This window comes from Streptomyces sp. NPDC057565 (assembly GCF_042801455.1).
In the GTDB taxonomy this organism is placed as follows: domain Bacteria; phylum Actinomycetota; class Actinomycetes; order Streptomycetales; family Streptomycetaceae; genus Streptomyces; species Streptomyces yanii.
In genome coordinates, this window is the sequence record NZ_JBHVFU010000025.1 from 32,644 (window position 1) to 50,846 (window position 18,203).

Annotated in this window: 20 protein-coding genes and 1 pseudogene; 19 read left to right on the plus strand and 2 right to left on the minus strand. The window is 70.0% G+C overall.

Annotated elements, in window-relative coordinates; translation table 11 throughout:
• The first annotated feature begins 1 nt into the window (after position 1).
• Positions 2–1,915, plus strand: a complete 1,914-nt coding sequence (gene ftsH / locus ACFU8W_RS31610) for an ATP-dependent zinc metalloprotease FtsH (RefSeq protein WP_384044350.1) — start codon at positions 2–4, stop codon at positions 1,913–1,915.
• A gap of 28 nt (positions 1,916–1,943) precedes the next feature.
• Here ftsH and ACFU8W_RS31615 read toward each other — a convergent pair whose 3' ends face one another.
• Positions 1,944–2,813: a methyltransferase domain-containing protein gene (locus ACFU8W_RS31615; RefSeq protein ID WP_384044353.1), complete on the minus strand. Its 870-nt coding sequence runs from the start codon at positions 2,811–2,813 to the stop codon at positions 1,944–1,946.
• 228 nt (positions 2,814–3,041) lie between these two features.
• Between ACFU8W_RS31615 and proS the strand changes: the two genes are divergently transcribed.
• The 18 genes from proS (at position 3,042) to ACFU8W_RS31705 (ending at position 17,507) form a co-directional block, all read left to right on the plus strand.
• Positions 3,042–4,457 (plus strand): proline--tRNA ligase, encoded by a 1,416-nt coding sequence (proS, locus tag ACFU8W_RS31620; RefSeq protein ID WP_384044356.1) that lies wholly within the window; start codon positions 3,042–3,044, stop codon positions 4,455–4,457.
• A 228-nt stretch (positions 4,458–4,685) separates the two neighbouring features.
• Positions 4,686–5,279, plus strand: a complete 594-nt coding sequence (locus ACFU8W_RS31625; RefSeq protein ID WP_030928573.1) for a hypothetical protein — start codon at positions 4,686–4,688, stop codon at positions 5,277–5,279.
• Positions 5,280–5,436: 157 nt separating this feature from the next.
• Positions 5,437–5,880: a 30S ribosomal protein S16 gene (rpsP, locus tag ACFU8W_RS31630; RefSeq protein ID WP_037689851.1), complete on the plus strand. Its 444-nt coding sequence runs from the start codon at positions 5,437–5,439 to the stop codon at positions 5,878–5,880.
• A gap of 2 nt (positions 5,881–5,882) precedes the next feature.
• Complete coding sequence (locus tag ACFU8W_RS31635; RefSeq protein WP_005311361.1) at positions 5,883–6,122, plus strand: RNA-binding protein; 240 nt, start codon at positions 5,883–5,885, stop codon at positions 6,120–6,122.
• Positions 6,123–6,201: 79 nt separating this feature from the next.
• Positions 6,202–6,771 carry a ribosome maturation factor RimM gene (gene rimM / locus ACFU8W_RS31640; protein ID WP_384044359.1) on the plus strand — a complete coding sequence of 190 codons (570 nt, stop codon included), beginning with the start codon at positions 6,202–6,204 and terminating at the stop codon, positions 6,769–6,771.
• Complete coding sequence (gene trmD / locus ACFU8W_RS31645; protein ID WP_384044362.1) at positions 6,771–7,592, plus strand: tRNA (guanosine(37)-N1)-methyltransferase TrmD; 822 nt, start codon at positions 6,771–6,773, stop codon at positions 7,590–7,592. The genes rimM and trmD overlap by 1 nt, the downstream gene beginning before the upstream one ends.
• A gap of 128 nt (positions 7,593–7,720) precedes the next feature.
• Entirely contained in the window at positions 7,721–8,071 is a 351-nt protein-coding gene (gene rplS / locus ACFU8W_RS31650; protein WP_093899094.1) for a 50S ribosomal protein L19, read from the plus strand.
• Positions 8,072–8,116: 45 nt separating this feature from the next.
• Positions 8,117–8,884 (plus strand): signal peptidase I, encoded by a 768-nt coding sequence (gene lepB / locus ACFU8W_RS31655; RefSeq protein WP_384044365.1) that lies wholly within the window; start codon positions 8,117–8,119, stop codon positions 8,882–8,884.
• A complete protein-coding gene (gene lepB / locus ACFU8W_RS31660) occupies positions 8,877–9,947 on the plus strand; it encodes a signal peptidase I (protein ID WP_384044368.1) in 1,071 nt (356 codons plus the stop codon). The genes lepB (ACFU8W_RS31655) and lepB (ACFU8W_RS31660) overlap by 8 nt, the downstream gene beginning before the upstream one ends.
• A complete protein-coding gene (gene lepB / locus ACFU8W_RS31665) occupies positions 9,853–10,746 on the plus strand; it encodes a signal peptidase I (RefSeq protein WP_384044475.1) in 894 nt (297 codons plus the stop codon). Before lepB (ACFU8W_RS31660) ends, lepB (ACFU8W_RS31665) begins: the two co-directional genes overlap by 95 nt.
• Before the next feature lie 51 nt (positions 10,747–10,797).
• Positions 10,798–11,547 carry a signal peptidase I gene (gene lepB, locus ACFU8W_RS31670; RefSeq protein WP_384044371.1) on the plus strand — a complete coding sequence of 250 codons (750 nt, stop codon included), beginning with the start codon at positions 10,798–10,800 and terminating at the stop codon, positions 11,545–11,547.
• Positions 11,537–12,025 (plus strand): NUDIX hydrolase, encoded by a 489-nt coding sequence (locus ACFU8W_RS31675; protein ID WP_384044374.1) that lies wholly within the window; start codon positions 11,537–11,539, stop codon positions 12,023–12,025. The genes lepB (ACFU8W_RS31670) and ACFU8W_RS31675 overlap by 11 nt, the downstream gene beginning before the upstream one ends.
• Positions 12,026–12,089: 64 nt before the next feature.
• Positions 12,090–12,398, plus strand: a complete 309-nt coding sequence (locus ACFU8W_RS31680; RefSeq protein WP_055699425.1) for a DUF2469 domain-containing protein — start codon at positions 12,090–12,092, stop codon at positions 12,396–12,398.
• Positions 12,399–12,518: 120 nt separating this feature from the next.
• On the plus strand, positions 12,519–12,878 hold the full coding sequence (locus ACFU8W_RS31685) for a YraN family protein (protein WP_266981022.1): 360 nt from the start codon (positions 12,519–12,521) through the stop codon (positions 12,876–12,878).
• On the plus strand, positions 12,878–14,503 hold the full coding sequence (locus ACFU8W_RS31690; RefSeq protein WP_345510612.1) for an ATP-binding protein: 1,626 nt from the start codon (positions 12,878–12,880) through the stop codon (positions 14,501–14,503). The genes ACFU8W_RS31685 and ACFU8W_RS31690 overlap by 1 nt, the downstream gene beginning before the upstream one ends.
• Before the next feature lie 32 nt (positions 14,504–14,535).
• Complete coding sequence (dprA, locus tag ACFU8W_RS31695) at positions 14,536–15,738, plus strand: DNA-processing protein DprA (RefSeq protein WP_384044478.1); 1,203 nt, start codon at positions 14,536–14,538, stop codon at positions 15,736–15,738.
• A 280-nt stretch (positions 15,739–16,018) separates the two neighbouring features.
• The gene (gene whiG / locus ACFU8W_RS31700) at positions 16,019–16,855 is read left to right on the plus strand and encodes an RNA polymerase sigma factor WhiG (protein WP_266981018.1); all 837 of its coding nucleotides are present in this window, start codon (positions 16,019–16,021) and stop codon (positions 16,853–16,855) included.
• 94 nt (positions 16,856–16,949) lie between these two features.
• Entirely contained in the window at positions 16,950–17,507 is a 558-nt protein-coding gene (locus tag ACFU8W_RS31705; RefSeq protein WP_384044481.1) for a TetR/AcrR family transcriptional regulator, read from the plus strand.
• A 74-nt stretch (positions 17,508–17,581) separates the two neighbouring features.
• Here ACFU8W_RS31705 and ACFU8W_RS31710 read toward each other — a convergent pair.
• A pseudogene (locus ACFU8W_RS31710) lies at positions 17,582–18,163 on the minus strand (murein hydrolase activator EnvC family protein); the annotation flags it as partial.
• Between the last annotated feature and the right edge of the window lie 40 nt (positions 18,164–18,203).

An 18,203-nucleotide genomic window follows, 5' to 3' on the forward strand; every position in this document is an offset into this window, starting at 1 on the left:
CGTGACCAATCCCGTACCGCCACGCGATCGGCCCGACCAGCCGTGGCGCTCGGAAGGTGCCCCACCGCCCACACCGCCGGGCCGGAAGATGCCGGGCGGCTGGGGCGGACTGCTGCTGACCGCGCTGGCCGTCTATCTGCTCGCCAACCTGGTGCTGTCCTTCTTCAACGGAAGGAACGAGCCGACCATCGCGTACACGGAGTTCAGCAAGCAGGTCACGGCGGGCAACGTCTCCAAGATCTACTCCAAGGGCGATGCCATCCAGGGGCAGCTCAAGAAGGAAGCGAAGATCCCGGGCACCGACGAGACGTACACCAAGTTCGTCACCCAGCGGCCCGCGTTCGCCGACGACAACCTCTGGGCCGAGCTGGTCAAGGACGACGTCACCGTCACCGCCGAGCCGGTCGTCAAGGAACGCAGTTTCCTCGCCAACCTGCTGATCTCGCTGGCGCCGATGCTGCTGCTCGTCCTGCTCTGGGTGCTCATCGCCCGGCGGATGTCCCGGGGCATGGGCGGCGGGATGGGCGGCTTCGGCCGCAAGGCCCCGCCCAAACCGGTCGAACTGGAGGCGGGCAAGCGCACCACCTTCGAGGATGTGGCCGGCATCGACGAGGTCGAGGGCGAACTCAACGACGTCGTCGACTTCCTGAAGAACCCGCAGCAGTACCGGAGGATGGGCGCCCGGATGCCCGGGGGAGTACTGCTCGCGGGTCCGCCGGGCACCGGAAAGACACTCCTGGCGCGTGCCGTCGCCGGCGAGGCGGGCGTGCCGTTCTTCTCCGCCTCCGCCTCCGAGTTCATCGAGATGATCGTCGGCGTCGGTGCCGGCCGGGTACGGGAACTGTTCGCGGAGGCCCGCAAGGTCGCCCCCGCCATCGTCTTCATCGACGAGATCGACACCATCGGCCGGGCCCGCGGCGGCGGCTCCGGCATGGGCGGCCATGACGAGCGCGAACAGACGCTGAACCAGATCCTCACCGAGATGGACGGCTTCTCCGGATCGGAAGGCGTCGTCGTCCTCGCCGCGACCAACCGCGCCGACGTTCTCGACCCCGCCCTCACCCGGCCCGGCCGCTTCGACCGGATCGTCCAGGTGAGCCCTCCCGACCGGACCGGCCGGGAGGCCATCCTGAAGATCCACACCCGGCAGATCCCGCTCTCCGAGGACGTGAGTCTCGGTCAGGTGGCGCGGACGACCCCCGGCATGACCGGTGCCGACCTCGCCAACCTCGCCAACGAAGCCGCGCTTCTCGCCGTCAAGCGCCAGCAGTCCGAGGTCAGCCAGACCGACCTGTCGGACGCCCTGGAGAAGGTCCAGCTCGGAGCCGAACGACCGCTCGTCATGCCGGAGGAGGAGCGGCGCAGGACCGCGTACCACGAGAGCGGCCACGCCCTTCTCGGCATGGTCCAGCCGGGCGCCGACCCCGTGCGCAAGGTGACCATCGTGCCGCGCGGCAGGGCCCTCGGCGTCACTCTCTCGACGCCGGACGCCGACAGGTACGCGTACACCGAGCAGTATCTGCGCGGCCGCATCATCGGTGCCCTCGGCGGTATGGCCGCGGAACAGCTGGTCTACGAAGTGGTCACCACGGGCTCGGAGAGTGACCTGGAACAGGTCACCAATCTGGCGCGCGGAATGGTCGGACGCTGGGGGATGAGCAGCAGGGTCGGCAGGCTGACGGCGATCCCGGGCGACGTCCAGCAGGCGTACGGGCTCTCGGCGGCGCCGGCCACGCTGGACGCCGTGGACGACGAGATGCGGCGCATCGTCGACGAGTGCTACATCGAGGCGCAGCGGCTGCTGGGCGAGCACCGGGAGAAGCTGGACGCGCTGGCGTCGGCGCTGCTGCAGAACGAGACGCTGGACGAGGAGGCGGCCTACCGGGCGGCCGGCATCCCGCGCCTGGCCAAGTAGGACCGCCCCACCGCGGTTCGCACCGGCTTCAGGAGGTGCAGACGAGATAGCGGAAGACATTCGGCATCCACACCGTGCCGTCCTGGCGCCGGTGCGGGTGCAGTGCCTCCGCGACCTCCTTCTCCACCTGGAAGCGGTCCGTCGCCCGCACCGCCGCATCGAACAGCCGCGTCGACAGCAGCCCACGCACCGCACTGTCCAGGTCCGCGTAGCCGAACGGGCACGCCACCCGCCCCGAGCCGTTCGGATTCAGTCCGGCCCGGAACGCCACGTCCTCCAGATCGTCCCTGCGCGCCGGGCGCCACCCGCCCGCGCGGGGCGTCCGGGCCCCGTCGGTGAGCCGGGCCGCCACCCGGAGCACCGCCGCTGTCGCGCACCGCTCAGGTGGACCCCAGCCGGTCAGCACCACCGAGCTGCCCCGGGCGAGCAGCGGCAGGGCGGACTCCAGGGCGGGCAGCAGCCCTTCGGAGTCACCCGCCGAACAGCCGATCGGGGAGAACACGGTGAGCAGGTTGTACGGGACACCGTCGGCCGGTGCGACGGCGGACGGATCACCGGCGAAGAGTTGGGGCGGCCCGGCCGGGGCCGGATCGGGGCCGCCGTCCCACGCCGCTTCCGGCAGCAGCCGTTCGCGGGCCAGATCAAGGCGTTCACGGTCGGTGTCGACCCCGGTCACGCGCGCCCCGCGGGCGGCCGCGATCAGCAGCGCGAGCCCGGAGCCGCAGCCGAGGGAGAGCATCCGCGTACCGGCTCCGACTTCGAGCCGGTCGTACACCGCTTCGTACAGCGGCGCGAGCATCCGCTCCTGGATCTCGGCCCAGTCACGAGCACGGGTTCCGGGGTCCATCGGGGCGGACGGATCCGTCTGCCCGTGGTGCCGGACGAGCGTTGGTGTCATGGAAAGCGCCCCAATCCGCCGAGAGGTAGGTCGTTCCCGAGTGATGGACGGCCCCCGCGTGTGCGTGCCCGCACTCCCCCCGTATGTCAGAGAACTGCGCATCCGGGGCCGCGTCCAGAGGGCGGAGGGCAATGGTTGTGCGCCTCGGTCGTGCGCCCCCGCAGACAGTCGGCCGTGACCGGTCCCGTCACTCCGTGGGACAGGCGATGTCGCCGTACGATGCGCGCCATGGCAAAAGCACCCGTTCTCACACCCCAGGCCGAGGACTTTCCCCGCTGGTACCAGGATCTGATCAACAAGGCCGAACTTGCGGACAACGGCCCGGTGCGCGGCACCATGGTCATCCGACCGTACGGATACAGCCTGTGGGAGCGGATGCAGCAGGAGATGGATACCCGCATCAAGGACGCGGGCGCCCAGAACGCCTACTTCCCGCTCTTCATCCCCCAGTCTTACCTGACACGCGAGGCCCAGCACGTCGAGGGCTTCGCACCCGAGCTGGCCATCGTCACCCACGGCGGCGGGAAGGACCTCGAAGAGCCCGTGGTGGTGCGGCCGACGTCCGAAACGATCATCAATGAGTACTTCTCGAAATGGGTGCAGAGCTACCGGGATCTGCCCCTGCTGATCAACCAGTGGGCGAACGTCGTCCGCTGGGAGATGCGTCCGCGGGTCTTTCTCCGTACGACCGAGTTCCTCTGGCAGGAGGGGCACACGGCCCACGCGACCTACGAGGACGCCCGCGACTACGCCGCGTACATCCACCGGGACGTCTACGCGGACTTCATGACCCAGGTCCTGGGCATCGATGTGGTGCTCGGCCGCAAGACCCCGAGCGAACGGTTCGCGGGCGCCATCAACACCCTCACGCTCGAATCGATGATGGGCGACGGCAAGGCCCTGCAGATGGGTACGAGCCATGAGCTCGGCACCAATTTCGCCAAGGCGTTCCACACCGAGTACCTGTCCCGGGAGGGCGTGCAGGAGCTGGTCTGGCAGACCTCCTGGGGCTCCTCGACCCGGATGGTCGGCGGCCTGATCATGTCCCACGGTGACGACCGGGGGCTCCGCGTCCCGCCGCGGCTCGCCGCCGTGCAGGTGGTCGTCCTCGCGATCAAGGGGGACGAGGCGGTACTGACCGCGGTCCGTGAGATCGGCGACCGGCTGCGCGAGGCCGGGATCAGGGTCCGGATCGACGACCGGACCGACACCCCGTTCGGCCGCCGCGCGGTCGACTGGGAGCTGAAGGGCGTGCCCGTACGGATCGAGATCGGTCCGCGGGACCTGGAGAACGGCACCGCGATGCTGGCCCGCCGCATCCCGGGCGGGAAGGAGCCGGTCGCGATCGAGGCACTGCCGGCCCTGCTCCCGGCGGTCCTGGAGGAGGACCAGGCGACGCTGCTGCGCGAGTCCCGGGCCCGCCGCGAGTCCCGTACCAGCGAGGTGTCCACCGTCGACGAGGCCGCGGAGGCGGCGGCAGCGGGTGGCTGGGCGCGTATTGCGTGGGATGTTCTCGGCCCGGCGGGGGAGGCCCGGCTCGCGGAGCACGGGGCGTCGGTGCGGTGTCTGGTGGCCGAGGACGGGTCGGTGCCGGAGTCGGACGACGCCCCGGGTAGTGTCGCCGTCGTGGCCCGCGCCTACTGAGGCCCCCTGGCGCTCCTGGAGCCGTCGGAACCCCGGCGCGTGGGCATTGTCTACGCACCGGGGCGTACCCGGCACTACGTACCACCTTGGTGTGAGCTGTGAGAGTTCTCCACAGATCGGCGCACCCGCCCTCGTCAGGGCGCATCAACGGCAACTGACTGGTACGTGCAATTTATTTGGGATGCCCCGGAATAGGAACACCGGGGCACTCGCGCTCGTTGTCACGACGTGAGCACGACACCACCTGTACTTGCCGCAGAGCTGGCACAGGCGTGGGCCGACATTCAGCGGTACCACCCCGAGCTGCCCGATCTTGCCGCGCCAGAGTCCCTGATCGGAGAGTCGTCGTCCGCCTGTGGCGCCGAGCTCTCCTTCGAGCGACTGCTGCATGAGGCAGTCCATGGAATCGCCGCCGCACGAGGTGTCCGCGACACCTCCCGCGCCGGCCGCTACCACAACCGCAGATTCCTCGCGATCGCCGAGGAGTTGGGCCTCGACCATGCCGAGGAACCCCACCCCAGCAGTGGTTTCTCGCTGGTCACGCTCAATCCCGAGGCGAAGCGGAGGTACCGCCCGACGATCGAGCGGCTGCAGCGCGCCCTCAAGGCGCACACGGTCGCCACCGCCGCCGACACCAAGCGCTCCTTCCGTGGGCCCGCCGCCCGGCACGGCTCCTCCGGTGGAGGCGTGCGGGTCAAGGCCGTCTGCGACTGCGGACGCAACGTCCGGGTCGTTCCCTCGGTCCTCGCCCAGGCGCCGATCGTCTGCGGGGGCTGCGGGAAGCCGTTCCGTATCCCGGAAGCAGCGGTCGCGGTGGGGTGACCCGACGTGGTGTGGCACAATGGCAAGCTGTACTCGACAGTCGCACAGGACCCCTCTCTCCTCCGGCTGACGCGTCCATCGGGCACCCGAGTACCGCAACCCCACGTGGCATCTTCGTTGTGCCCAACCACGTCATAGACCAGGAGACACCACTTCCGTGGCAGTCAAGATCAAGCTGAAGCGTCTGGGCAAGATCCGTTCGCCTCACTACCGCATCGTCGTCGCCGACTCCCGTACCCGCCGTGACGGCCGGGCCATCGAGGAGATCGGCCTGTACCACCCGGTGCAGAACCCCTCGCGCATCGAGGTCAACTCGGAGCGTGCGCAGTACTGGCTGTCTGTCGGCGCCCAGCCGACCGAGCCGGTTCTCGCGATCCTGAAGCTCACCGGTGACTGGCAGGCCCACAAGGGTCTCCCGGCCCCCGCGCCGCTGCTGCAGCCGGAGCCCAAGGCTGACAAGCGCGCCCTGTTCGAGGCCCTGGCCAAGGACACCGGCGAGGAGTCCAAGGGCGAGGCCATCACGCAGAAGGCAAAGAAGTCCGACAAGAAGGCTGACGAGGCTGCTGACGCTGCCGCGCCCGCCGAGTCGACCGAGGCCTGAGCATGCTCGAGGAGGCTCTCGAGCACCTCGTGAAGGGCATCGTCGACAACCCCGACGATGTGCAGGTCGCCTCGCGCAACCTGCGCCGTGGTCGTGTGCTGGAGGTCAGGGTTCACCCCGATGACCTCGGCAAGGTGATCGGCCGCAACGGCCGCACCGCACGCGCGCTGCGAACCGTCGTGGGCGCCATCGGCGGCCGTGGCATCCGCGTCGACCTCGTCGACGTGGACCAGGTTCGCTGACAGAGTTGAACACCGGCACGGGCCGGGGAGGGCCATGCGCCCGCCCCGGCCCGTCGTCGTATGACAGGAGAGACACAAGGTGCAGCTGGTAGTTGCGCGGATCGGCCGCGCCCACGGCATCAAGGGCGAGGTCACCGTCGAGGTACGCACGGACGAGCCGGAGCTCAGGCTCGGCCCCGGGGCCGTACTCACCACCGACCCGGCCGCGAACGGACCGCTGACGATCGAGGCCGGCCGGGTGCACAGTGGCAGGCTGTTGCTGCGGTTCGAGGGCGTACGGGACCGTACGGCGGCCGAGGCACTCCGGAACACCCTGCTGATCGCCGACGTCGACCCGGCGGAACTTCCGGAGGACCCCGAGGAGTTCTACGACCACCAGCTCATCGACCTCGATGTGGTTCTCGCCGACGGCACCGAGATCGGCCGGATCACCGAGATCTCGCACCTGCCGTCCCAGGACCTCTTCATCGTCGAGCGCCCGGACGGCAGCGAGGTGATGATTCCGTTCGTCGAGGAGATCGTCACCGAGATCGATCTGGAGGGGCAGCGCGCGGTCATCACCCCGCCGCCCGGCCTGATCGACGACAGCCAGGCCGTGGTCGCCTCCGCGAGGGACGACGAGGCCGCCGAGCAGGAGAACGAAGCCTGATGCGGCTCGACGTCGTCACGATCTTTCCCGAGTACCTGGAACCGCTGAACGTCTCGCTCGTCGGCAAGGCCCGCGCCCGAGGGCGCCTCGATGTGCACGTGCGCGATCTGCGGGACTGGACCTACGACCGGCACAACACGGTCGACGACACCCCGTACGGCGGCGGTCCCGGCATGGTCATGAAGACCGGGCCGTGGGGCGACGCCCTGGACGAGGCACTGGCGGACGGGTACGAGGCGGGGGCGCACTCTCCGGTGCTCGTGGTGCCGACGCCCAGCGGCCGCCCGTTCACCCAGAAGCTCGCCGTGGAGCTCTCCGAGCGACCGTGGCTGATCTTCACCCCGGCCCGCTACGAGGGCATCGACCGTCGGGTGATGGACGAGTACGCCACGCGGATGCCGGTCGTCGAGGTCTCCATCGGGGACTACGTGCTGGCCGGCGGGGAAGCCGCCGTACTGGTGATCACGGAGGCGGTCGCCCGGCTGCTGCCCGGCGTGCTCGGTAACGTCGAGTCGCACCGCGACGACTCCTTCGCGCCCGGCGCCATGGCCGATCTGCTGGAGGGGCCGGTCTTCACCAAGCCCCCCGAGTGGCGCGGCCGGGGCATTCCGGACGTCCTGCTCAGCGGTCATCACGGGAAGATCGCGCGCTGGCGGCGGGACGAGGCGTTCCGCCGCACCGCGCTCAACCGGCCCGATCTGATCGAGCGCTGCGAGGCGAGCGCCTTCGACAAGAAGGACCGTGAGATCCTCTCCATCCTCGGCTGGTCCCCGGAGCCCGGTGGCCGATTTTGGCGCAGGCCCGAAGCCGTGGAAGAATAAGCCGCTGCTGTACGTCCGGTGTGCGCCCCTGCCACAGGGGGAACGACGCCCGCCCGACGCGATCAGCGCCCCATCTCCTTACGATCTCCCGTCGATGACCTGTGGCATCGGCGAAGAAAGCAGACAACATGGCTTCCCTGCTCGATGGCGTCAACGCCGCTTCCCTGCGTACGGACGTTCCGGCGTTCCGTCCCGGTGACACCGTCAACGTCCACGTGCGAGTGATCGAGGGCAACCGCTCCCGTATCCAGCAGTTCAAGGGCGTAGTCATCCGCCGCCAGGGCTCTGGCGTCAGCGAGACCTTCACGGTCCGCAAGGTCTCCTTCAGCGTCGGCGTCGAGCGCACCTTCCCGGTGCACAGCCCGATCTTCGAGAAGATCGAGCTCGTCACCCGCGGTGACGTCCGTCGCGCCAAGCTGTACTACCTCCGTGAGCTGCGCGGCAAGGCCGCGAAGATCAAGGAGAAGCGCGACAACTGAGCTAACTCCCAGCTCCGCGGCTCGGCCGGATAAGCTCTGGCTCCGATGGACACGGAAGCAAAGCACACGGAGCGCGACCGCTCCTCCGCACCCGAAGCAGGGGCGGAGGAGAGGTCGCGCTCTTCGCGTATCCCGGACCGGTTCGCCTCGTTGTCGTGGCGGCGTGCGGCCTTCCTCGGCGCTGTCTGCTCGGTCTTCCTGCTGCTCTTCAGTACCTATGTGCTGCAGCCGTTCCTGATCCCCAGCGGCTCGATGGAGTCCACCCTGCGGGTGGGGGACCGGGTGCTCGTCAACAAACTGGCGTACCGTTTCGGCTCCGTACCGCACCGCGGTGACGTAGTGGTCTTCGACGGCACCGGCTCCTTCGTCCAGGTGGCACCCGCCGAGAACCCCGTCACCGGGCTGCTGCACGGCGCGGCAGCGTCCCTGGGGCTGGCGGAACCTGCCGAGACCGACTTCGTGAAGCGGGTGGTGGGCGTGGGAGGCGACCGGGTGGTCTGCTGCGACAAGCAGGGCAGGATCGAGGTGAACGGGACGCCGTTGGACGAGGAGTATCTCCATTCCGGCGACGACCCGTCCCGGGTGGCCTTCGACATCGTCGTCCCCGACGGCACGCTGTGGATGATGGGCGATCACCGGAGCAACTCCCGCGACTCCCGTGACCATCTCGGAGAGCCCGGCGGCGGCATGGTGCCGGTCGACATGGTCATCGGCCGGGTGGACTGGATCGGCTGGCCGCTGGGCCGGCTGGGATCGATCCCGAAGACCGGCGCCTTCGACTCCGTACGGATACCGGGCGGCACGCATGGGTAACCGCGGACGGGCGAGCGGCGGGTCGGACGCCGACGTTCCGCTGCCGACCGGCACCAGGCCGACGGCCGCGCGCTCCCTGCCGACCCGGGCGGAGCGGCGCAAGCTGGCGCGCCGGGTCAAACGGCGGCGGCGCAGGTCCGCCGTGAAGGAGATACCCCTCCTCATCACCGTGGCGCTGCTCATCGCGCTCGTCCTCAAGACGTTCCTGGTGCAGGCCTTCGTGATCCCGTCCGGGTCGATGGAGCAGACGATCCGGATCGGCGACCGGGTGCTGGTGGACAAGCTGACGCCCTGGTTCGGATCCAAGCCCCACCGCGGCGACGTGGTCGTCTTCAAGGATCCGGGAAGCTGGCTGCGGCAGGAGAACGTCGCGAAGCAGGATCCGCCCGTCGTCGTCAAACAGGTGAAGGAAGTGCTGACCTTCATCGGGCTGCTGCCGTCCGACGACGAACAGGATCTGATCAAGCGGGTGATCGCCGTCGGCGGTGACACCGTGAAGTGCTGCGACAAGGACGGCAGGGTCACCGTCAACGGCATACCGCTCGACGAGCCCTATCTTCATCCGGGAAATCCGCCCTCCACGCTCAAATTCGAGGTAAAGGTTCCGGCCGGCCGAATCTTCGTCATGGGCGACCACCGCTCCAATTCCGCCGACTCGCGCTTCCACCTGGACGAGCCGGATCACGGCACGGTCCCCGAGGACGCGGTCGTGGGACGGGCTGTCGTCATCGCCTGGCCCTTCGGGCACTGGCGGGGACTGGAAGAGCCCGAGACGTTCGCTTCGGTCCCGGACGCGCGCGCCGGGACGTCGGTGGCGTACGCACCGTCGAATAGTGTGTCGTCCCAGGACCTCAATGGAATGGTCCGGCTCCCGACCCCTGCGGAACTCCCGCTCGTTATGGGAGTGGTGGGCCTGCACCGACTAGGGGGCAGGCGGTGGCACGGAGTGAGGAGTGGATGTGGGGGATTTGGCGGTCGGCGCACGATCCGGACACGACGAACCCGAGGACCGGCCCGAGAGCGAAAGGTCTGCCGAGGTGACGCCGGACCGGGCGGAGAGTGACGGCGACTCCCCGGACGGTGGTGGCAGGGCTCCGGGGAAGCCACGCTCCTTCTGGAAGGAGCTGCCCCTGCTCATCGGCATCGCGCTGATTCTGGCGTTGCTGATCAAGACGTTTCTGGTGCAGGCGTTCTCGATTCCCTCGGACTCGATGCAGAACACGCTCCAGCGGGGCGACCGGGTGCTGGTCGACAAGCTGACCCCCTGGTTCGGCTCCGAGCCGCAGCGCGGCGAGGTCGTGGTCTTCCACGACCCGGGCGGCTGGCTGGTGGACGGCGAGTCGACGCCCCAGCCGAACCTTGCGCAGAAGTTCCTCAGCTTCATCGGGCTGATGCCGTCCGCCGAGGAGAAGGACCTGATCAAGCGGGTCATCGCGGTCGGCGGCGACACGGTGGAGTGCAGGAAGAACGGGCCGGTCGTCGTCAACGGCAAGGCGCTGGACGAGCAGTCGTTCATCTACCCGGGGAACACCCCGTGCAACGACGAGCCGTTCGGTCCGATCACGGTGCCCCAGGGCCGTATCTGGGTGATGGGCGACCATCGCCAGAACTCCCTGGACTCCCGCTACCACCAGGAGCTGCCTGGTCAGGGCACGGTCTCCACGGACGAGGTGGTCGGCCGGGCCATCGTGGTGGCATGGCCGATCAACCGCTGGGCGACCCTGCCGGTTCCGAGCACCTTCGACCAGCCGGGGCTGAACGCCGCGATGGGGCTGGCGCCGGGAGCACTCGGTGTAGCCGGAGCGCTGCCGCTCGTGTTGTGGCGTCGCAGGAGGCTGACCGCCGGGCGTACTGCCGGGTAGGGTGCCGACTCGGATCAGCGATTGTCGATCTCCGAGGTGGGGGACGCTGGGATGAGTGGAACAGGACGTACGAGTGACGGCCACGGTCGGCTCGGCAGCATGCTGTCCGGGCTGGCCGTGGCCGTCGGCTGTGTGCTCTTCCTCGGCGGATTCGCCTGGGCGGCGGTGGTGTACAAGCCGTACACCGTGCCGACCGAATCGATGACGCCGACGGTGCGCGCGGGTGACCGGGTGCTCGCGGAGCGGGTGGACGGCGCCGAGGTGCGCCGCGGTGACGTGGTGGTCTTCAAGGACCCCGCGTGGGGCGACATGCCCATGGTGAAGCGGGTCGTGGGCATCGGCGGCGACCTGATCGCCTGCTGCGAGAAGAACGGCCGGCTCACCGTCAACGGCAAGCCCATTGAGGAACCGTATCTGCAGACGAAGAGCCTCGCCTCGGTGAAGAACTTCTCGGCGGAGGTGCCCAAGGGGCAGCTCTTCCTCCTCGGCGACGAGCGCAGCGGCTCCCTGGACTCCCGGGTCCACCTCGACGACCCGGGGCAGGGCTCGGTACCGCGCAGTGCCGTGCGGGCCCGGGTGGACGCCGTCGCCTGGCCGATGAACGGGATGATCGAGCGACCGCAGGCGTTCGCGGTTCTTCCCGGCGGGGTGTCGCAGCCCGGACCGCTGAAGCTGCAGGTCGGGGCCGTGGTGGCGGGTGTGGTGCTCATCGTCGGCGGCGCGGCGTACGGGCCGATCGCGGCGCGGTCCGCACGGAACAGGCGCGAACAGGGCGGGAAGGTGCCTGCGGGTGCCCGCTGAGATCCGGAAGGTCGCCCGGGTGATCCTGCTCGACCCCGACGACCGCATTCTGCTGATGCACGGCTACGAACCGGACAATCCCGACACCACCTGGTGGTTCACGCCCGGAGGTGGCCTGGAGGGCGACGAGACCCGCGAGGAGGCCGCGCTGCGCGAGCTCGCCGAGGAGACCGGGATCACGGACGTCGAGCTCGGCCCCGTGCTCTGGCAGCGCATCTGCTCCTTCCCGTTCGACGGGCGGCGCTGGGACCAGGACGAGTGGTACTACCTGGCACGTACCACGCAGACCGACACGGAACTGAGCGGGCTCACCGGGCTGGAACAGCGCAGTGTCTCGGGCCTGAGGTGGTGGACCTGCAGCGAACTGTCGGTGGCGCGTGAGACGGTGTACCCGACCAGGCTCGCCGGGCTGCTGCGCACGCTGCTCGACGAGGGTCCGCCGCGTACGCCAGTGGTCCTGGCCCCCGAAATCGCCTAAGCCTTCGGGGGCGCGGGAGCCTGGCGCACAATAGGTGGACGCACGGCTGAAGGGGAACATGCCAATGAGCGCCGAGGACCTCGAAAAGTACGAGACCGAGATGGAGCTGAAGCTCTACCGGGAGTACCGAGATGTCGTCGGTCTGTTCAAATACGTGATCGAGACCGAACGGCGCTTCTACCTCACCAACGACTACGAGATGCAGGTGCACTCGGTTCAGGGTGAGGTCTTCTTCGAGGTGTCCATGGCGGACGCGTGGGTCTGGGACATGTACCGGCCCGCCCGGTTCGTCAAGCAGGTACGCGTCCTGACCTTCAAGGACGTCAACATCGAAGAACTCAGCAAGAGCGATCTGGAACTTCCGGGCAGCTGAGCCGCTGCGGCGGTCGCCGGTCCATTCGGGTGGCCGGGTTGTCCACAACCGCCGAGTTGTCCACCAAGATCCACCAGCGGGGCTCGGACGCGTCATCGTCGGTGCCGGAGGTGGTGCCGAATGAACGCACGGGGGGCACTCGGGCGGTACGGCGAGGATCTGGCGGCGCGGCTGCTGACCGACGCCGGCATGGCCGTACTGGAACGGAACTGGCGCTGTCGCGCCGGTGAGATCGACATCGTGGCGATGGACGGGGACGCGCTGGTCGTCTGCGAGGTCAAGACCCGCAGAGCGGGGGCGTTCCAGCATCCGATGGCGGCCGTCAGCCCGGTGAAGGCGGACCGGTTGCGGCGGCTCGCCGAGATCTGGCTCGACCGGAACGGCGGCCCGCCGCCGGGCGGGGTGCGGATCGATCTGATCGGCGTGATGCTGCCCGGACGGGGCGCGCCGGTCGTCGAGCACGCGCGCGGGGTGGCCTGATGGGGTTCGCGCGGGCGTGCTCGGTGGCGCTGGTCGGCGTCGAAGGCGTGGTGGTGGAGGTCCAGGCGGACCTGGAGCCGGGGGTGGCGGCGTTCACCCTGGTCGGTCTGCCGGACAAGAGCCTGGTGGAGAGTCGGGACCGGGTCAGGGCCGCCGTGGTCAACTCCGGGGCGGAGTGGCCGCAGAAGAAACTCACGGTCGGGCTCTCCCCGGCTTCCGTGCCCAAAGGAGGCAGCGGCTTCGATCTCGCTGTCGCGTGTGCCGTACTCGGCGCGGCCGAGCGGATCGATCCCTCGGCCATCTCCGATGTGGTGATGATCGGGGAGCTCGGCCTCGACGGCCGGGTGCGGCCGGTCCGCGGTGTGCTCCCTGCCGTGCTTGCCGCTGCGGAGGCGGGGTACCGGAAGGTCGTCGTGCCCGAACAGACCGCGGGCGAGGCGGCGCTGGTGCCCGGCGTCTCGGTCCTCGGGGTGCGGAGCCTGCGGCAGTTGATCGCCGTGCTCAGCGACGAGCCGGTCCCCGACGAGCGGGAGGGTGACGAGGAAGGCCGCCCCTCCACGATGCTGGCGGGGCTGATGGTGCCGGGCGCGGGCATCGGCAGCGGACTGGCACGGGTCTCAGCGCAGGGCGAGGGACGTCCCCCGGACCTGGCGGACGTCGCCGGCCAGGAGACGCCGCGTCTGGCCCTCGCGGTCGCAGCGGCGGGCGGGCACCATCTGCTGCTCTCCGGACCGCCGGGCGCGGGCAAGACCATGCTGGCCGAGCGGCTGTCCGCGATTCTGCCGACGCTGAGTCGGCAGGAATCCCTGGAGGTGACCGCGGTGCACTCGGTGGCGGGCATCCTGCCGCCGGGTGAGCCGCTGATCACCCGGGCGCCCTACTGTGCGCCGCACCACTCGGCGACGATGCAGTCGCTGGTCGGCGGGGGGAACGGGCTACCGAGGCCCGGGGCGGTCTCCCTGGCCCACAGGGGTGTGCTGTTCCTGGACGAGGCGCCGGAGTTTTCCGTCCGGGCGCTCGACGCGCTGCGTCAGCCGCTGGAGTCGGGGCATGTGGTGGTGGCGCGCAGCGCCGGAGTGGTGCGGCTGCCCGCCAGATTCCTGATGGTGCTGGCGGCCAATCCCTGCCCCTGCGGGCGCCACACCCTCACCGGCGCCGGTTGCGAATGCCCGCCCTCTTCGGTCCGCCGCTACCAGGCGAGACTCTCCGGGCCGCTGCTCGACCGGGTGGATCTGCGGGTGGTCGTCGCACCGGTCACGCGCGAGGACCTCATGGGCCTCAGAGGCCGGGGCGAGTCCACGGCCGTCGTCGCGGCGCGCGTACGGGAAGCCAGGGCCCGGGCGGCAGCGCGGCTTGCGGGCACGGGGTGGACCACCAACAGCGAGGTACCCGGCCATGAGCTGCGAACCCGGCTGCTCGCCGCGCCGGGGGCACTCATGGAGGCCGAACGGGACATGGAGCGGGGGCTGCTCACCGCGCGGGGACTCGACCGGGTGCTGCGGGTGGCGTGGACCGTCGCCGATCTGCGCGGCGCGGATCGCCCGGAGGCGTCCGATATCGCGGTGGCCCTGGAACTACGGACCGGGATCGCCCGGGGAGCCTTGGCCCGGGGCGGGACGTCATGACGCCGGGGGGCTACGGCGAGGGGCGGGGCGTGATGACGCCGGAGTCGGTGGGAGAGCACGCACCAGGGCTTGGGCAGGAGGCGGTGAGCGGCCGCCAACCGGTACGCGCGCCGGGGACGGTGGGGGAGCGGGAGCGGCTGGCACGGGCTGCGCTGACCCGCGTGCTGGAGCCGGGGGACGAGCACGGTGGCCGCTGGCTGCGCCAAGTCGGCGCCGTCGAGCTGATGCGGCGGCTCGCGTCCCGCGACGGGACCGCGGAAGAGCTGAGCGGCATGACACCGAAGCGGCTCGCCGGATACCGGTTGCGGGTCGGGTCGGCCGAGCCCGAGGGGGACCTCTCGGCGGTCGCCGCGGTGGGCGGCCGCCTGGTCTGTCCCGGTGACCGGGAGTGGCCCAGCCAGCTCGACGACCTGGGCGACTCCAGGCCGACCGCGCTCTGGGTGCGGGGCCGGGCCGATCTGCGGCTCTGGGCGCTGCGTTCCGTCGCCGTGGTCGGTGCACGCGCCTGCACTCCGTACGGGGCGCATATGGCGGCGAGCCTCGCTTCCGGGCTGGCGGAGCTGGGATGGGTGGTCGTGTCGGGCGCCGCGTACGGAGTGGACGGGGCGGCACACCGTGGCGCACTCGCGGCCGGCGGGGCGACGATGGCGGTTCTGGCCTGCGGCGTCGACGTCGCCTATCCCCGAGGCCATGCCGAGCTGATCGGACGCGTGGCGGAACAGGGTCTGGTCATCGGAGAGTTGCCACCGTCCGATCATCCGACACGCAGCAGATTCGTCCTTCGGAACAGGGTGATTGCCGCGTTGACGCGGGGAACGGTCGTGGTGGAGGCGCAGTACCGCAGCGGTTCGCTGGTCACGGCGCGCAGGGCTCAGCAGCTCGGCCGCTTCACCATGGGGGTTCCGGGACCCGCCACCAGCGGACTGTCGGCCGGTGTCCATGAACTGCTCCGGGGCGAAGGCGTCCTGGTCACGGATGCCTCGGAGGTGGCCGAACTGGTGGGGGACATCGGTGATCTCGCTCCCGCCCGACGCGGTCCTCTGCTTCCCAGGGACCTGCTGGACGCCGTCTGCGCCCGAATCCTCGACGCCCTGCCCTCCCGCGGTTCCGTCAACGCGAGGGACATCGCCCGCACCGCGGGCACCGGCACCGACGAAGCGCTCGGAAAGTTGTACGAACTCCACTCACTGGGGTTCGTCGAACGTGATGGCGATGGATGGCGATTGACGCGGTAGTCGGCATGCAATGGGGGCGCGCGGCGAGGCGGTCCTTGACCTGGAGCATTCGGGTGAAAAGGTGATGCCGGTGACCTCGGCGGATCCTTCAGCGACCCCTCCGGGACCGCTGCAAAGGCGACGGGCCCGGAGCGTAGTCGTGTCTGTTCCCCCAGAAGTACCCGGCGTCGATGCTTTATCCTGCGCGCACCGCGACGCTTCAGTCACGCTACGCTCACAAGGAATCCGACTCAGACACAAGTCCCCCAGCACTTCACAGCAGAACGGCTCAAGGCACCACATGCCCCAGCACACCTCCGGGTCTGACCGCGCAGCAGTGCCACCCGCTGCGCGTGGCACTGTGCGTCCCCCTGCCCCCTCCTCGCTCGACGAGTTGTGGCGTTCGTACAAGTCCACGGGCGACGGCCGGCTGCGGGAGCAGCTGATCCTTCACTACTCGCCGCTGGTGAAGTACGTCGCGGGCCGGGTGAGCGTGGGGCTGCCGTCCAATGTCGAGCAGGCGGACTTCGTCTCCTCGGGAGTCTTCGGACTGATCGACGCGATCGAGAAGTTCGACATCGAACGGGCCATCAAATTCGAGACGTACGCGATCACGCGCATCCGCGGCGCGATGATCGACGAACTCCGGGCGCTCGACTGGATCCCGCGCTCCGTACGGCAGAAGGCGCGGGCCGTGGAGCGTGCCTACGCGACACTGGAGGCGCAGTTGCGGCGTACCCCGTCCGAGGCGGAGGTCGCGGCGGAGATGGGCATCGCCCTGGAAGAACTGCATGCGGTTTTCAGCCAGTTGTCGCTGGCGAACGTGGTCGCGCTGGAGGAGCTGCTGCATGTCGGCGGCGAGGGTGGCGACCGGCTGAGTCTGATGGACACCCTTGAGGACACCGCCGCCGACAATCCGGTGGAGGTAGCCGAGGACCGCGAGCTCCGACGGCTGCTCGCCCGGGCGATCAACACGCTCCCGGACCGCGAGAAGACGGTCGTCACCCTCTACTACTACGAGGGGCTCACCCTCGCCGAGATCGGCAACGTGCTCGGGGTGACCGAGAGCCGGGTCAGCCAGATCCACACCAAATCGGTGCTGCAGCTCCGCGCGAAACTGGCCGACGCGGGACGTTGAGCAGGCGTCCGGCCGGGCGATGTCGGCTGCCCGCGCCCCTCTCGAACACCTGCCGCCGTAGAGTGGATCCGTGCCCAGGATTCGAGCGGCCTCCGTGGCCGAGCACCGGACCATGCAGCGCGGCGCCCTCCTGGACGCTGCCCGCTCCCTGCTGTCCGAGGGCGGTACGGAGGCGTTGACCTTCCCCGCTCTCGCCGAGCGCACGGGCCTTGCGCGCTCTTCCGTCTACGAGTACTTCCGTTCCCGCGCGGCCGTCGTCGAGGAGCTGTGCGCCGTCGACTTCCCCGTCTGGGCGGCCGAGGTCGAGAACGCGATGGAGCGGGCGCAGACACCCGAGGGGAAGATCGAGGCGTATGTACGCCGCCAGCTCGATCTGGTCGGGGACCGGCGGCACCGCGCTGTTGTCGCCATCTCGGCGAGCGAGCTGGACGCAGGCGCACGGGAGAAGATCCGGGCGGCCCACGGCGGGCTGATCGCCATGATTGTCGAGGCGCTCGGTGACCTCGGCCATGAACAGCCGAGGCTGGCGGCGATGCTGCTGCAGGGCTCGGTGGACGCCGCCGTGCGCCGTATCGAACTGGGCGTGGCGGAGGCGCCCGAGGTGATCGCTGACACCGCCGTCGCCATGGTCCTGCGAGGCGTACGGGGCTGACGCCCGCATCCGGTCGCCGCCGCGACGAGGAACACGGCAGGGGCTGTGTACCCGACGGCGCCCGGCGCCCGCAGCTCCGGTACGCCGAACACTGGCAGCAGCCGCGAAGGACCCCGCCGCAGCAGCGCCGGAGGCAGCAGCGACAGCGGATCCAGATATGCGTCACCACGCCGCAGCCCCCAGTGCAGACACCCGGACTCGCAGTGGAACGGTCCGGCCTCCATGACCGCGACCGGCTGGCCGGCGCGGACCTCGTCACCTTCCGGGACCAGTGCCCGCACCGGCTCGTACGTCGTGCGCAGCGGCGGATCACCGGTGCCCGCCACCTCGATCGACAGCACCCCCCGCCCCGCGACGCGCCCCGCGAACGAGACCCGGCCGCCGGCGGCGGCTCGCACCCGGGCACCCGGAGCGGCGGCGAGGTCGACGCCACGGTGCCCCCGCACGTAAGCCCCGGCCGGCGGCTCCCACCCCCGTACGACCACGGGACGCCCCGCGAGCGGCCACGCGCGCCCGCCGTCCTGCGTGGGGTTGTCCGCGGCGGTGGCGCGGCCCGCACCGCACAGCATCGTGAGCACGGTCACGAAGGCCGCCACGAGTGCTGCCACGAGCGCCGCCCGGGCCCGGCGAGCCGTCGGTTCAGGTCTGTATCGCATGCCCCGAACCGTTCCGCACCCGGCGGATCCGCGGGGATCA

Bases quoted from the DNA above. Each gene is read 5' to 3' on its own strand.
- ACFU8W_RS31615 (WP_384044353.1), bottom strand. From the start codon at position 2,813: ATGACACCAACGCTCGTCCGGCACCACGGGCAGACGGATCCGTCCGCC.
- proS (WP_384044356.1), top strand. From the start codon at position 3,042: ATGGCAAAAGCACCCGTTCTCACACCCCAGGCCGAGGACTTTCCCCGC.
- ACFU8W_RS31635 (WP_005311361.1), top strand. From the start codon at position 5,883: ATGCTCGAGGAGGCTCTCGAGCACCTCGTGAAGGGCATCGTCGACAAC.
- trmD (WP_384044362.1), top strand. From the start codon at position 6,771: ATGCGGCTCGACGTCGTCACGATCTTTCCCGAGTACCTGGAACCGCTG.
- rplS (WP_093899094.1), top strand. From the start codon at position 7,721: ATGGCTTCCCTGCTCGATGGCGTCAACGCCGCTTCCCTGCGTACGGAC.
- lepB (WP_384044365.1), top strand. From the start codon at position 8,117: ATGGACACGGAAGCAAAGCACACGGAGCGCGACCGCTCCTCCGCACCC.
- lepB (WP_384044368.1), top strand. From the start codon at position 8,877: ATGGGTAACCGCGGACGGGCGAGCGGCGGGTCGGACGCCGACGTTCCG.
- lepB (WP_384044371.1), top strand. From the start codon at position 10,798: ATGAGTGGAACAGGACGTACGAGTGACGGCCACGGTCGGCTCGGCAGC.
- ACFU8W_RS31680 (WP_055699425.1), top strand. From the start codon at position 12,090: ATGAGCGCCGAGGACCTCGAAAAGTACGAGACCGAGATGGAGCTGAAG.
- ACFU8W_RS31685 (WP_266981022.1), top strand. From the start codon at position 12,519: ATGAACGCACGGGGGGCACTCGGGCGGTACGGCGAGGATCTGGCGGCG.
- ACFU8W_RS31690 (WP_345510612.1), top strand. From the start codon at position 12,878: ATGGGGTTCGCGCGGGCGTGCTCGGTGGCGCTGGTCGGCGTCGAAGGC.
- dprA (WP_384044478.1), top strand. From the start codon at position 14,536: ATGACGCCGGAGTCGGTGGGAGAGCACGCACCAGGGCTTGGGCAGGAG.
- whiG (WP_266981018.1), top strand. From the start codon at position 16,019: ATGCCCCAGCACACCTCCGGGTCTGACCGCGCAGCAGTGCCACCCGCT.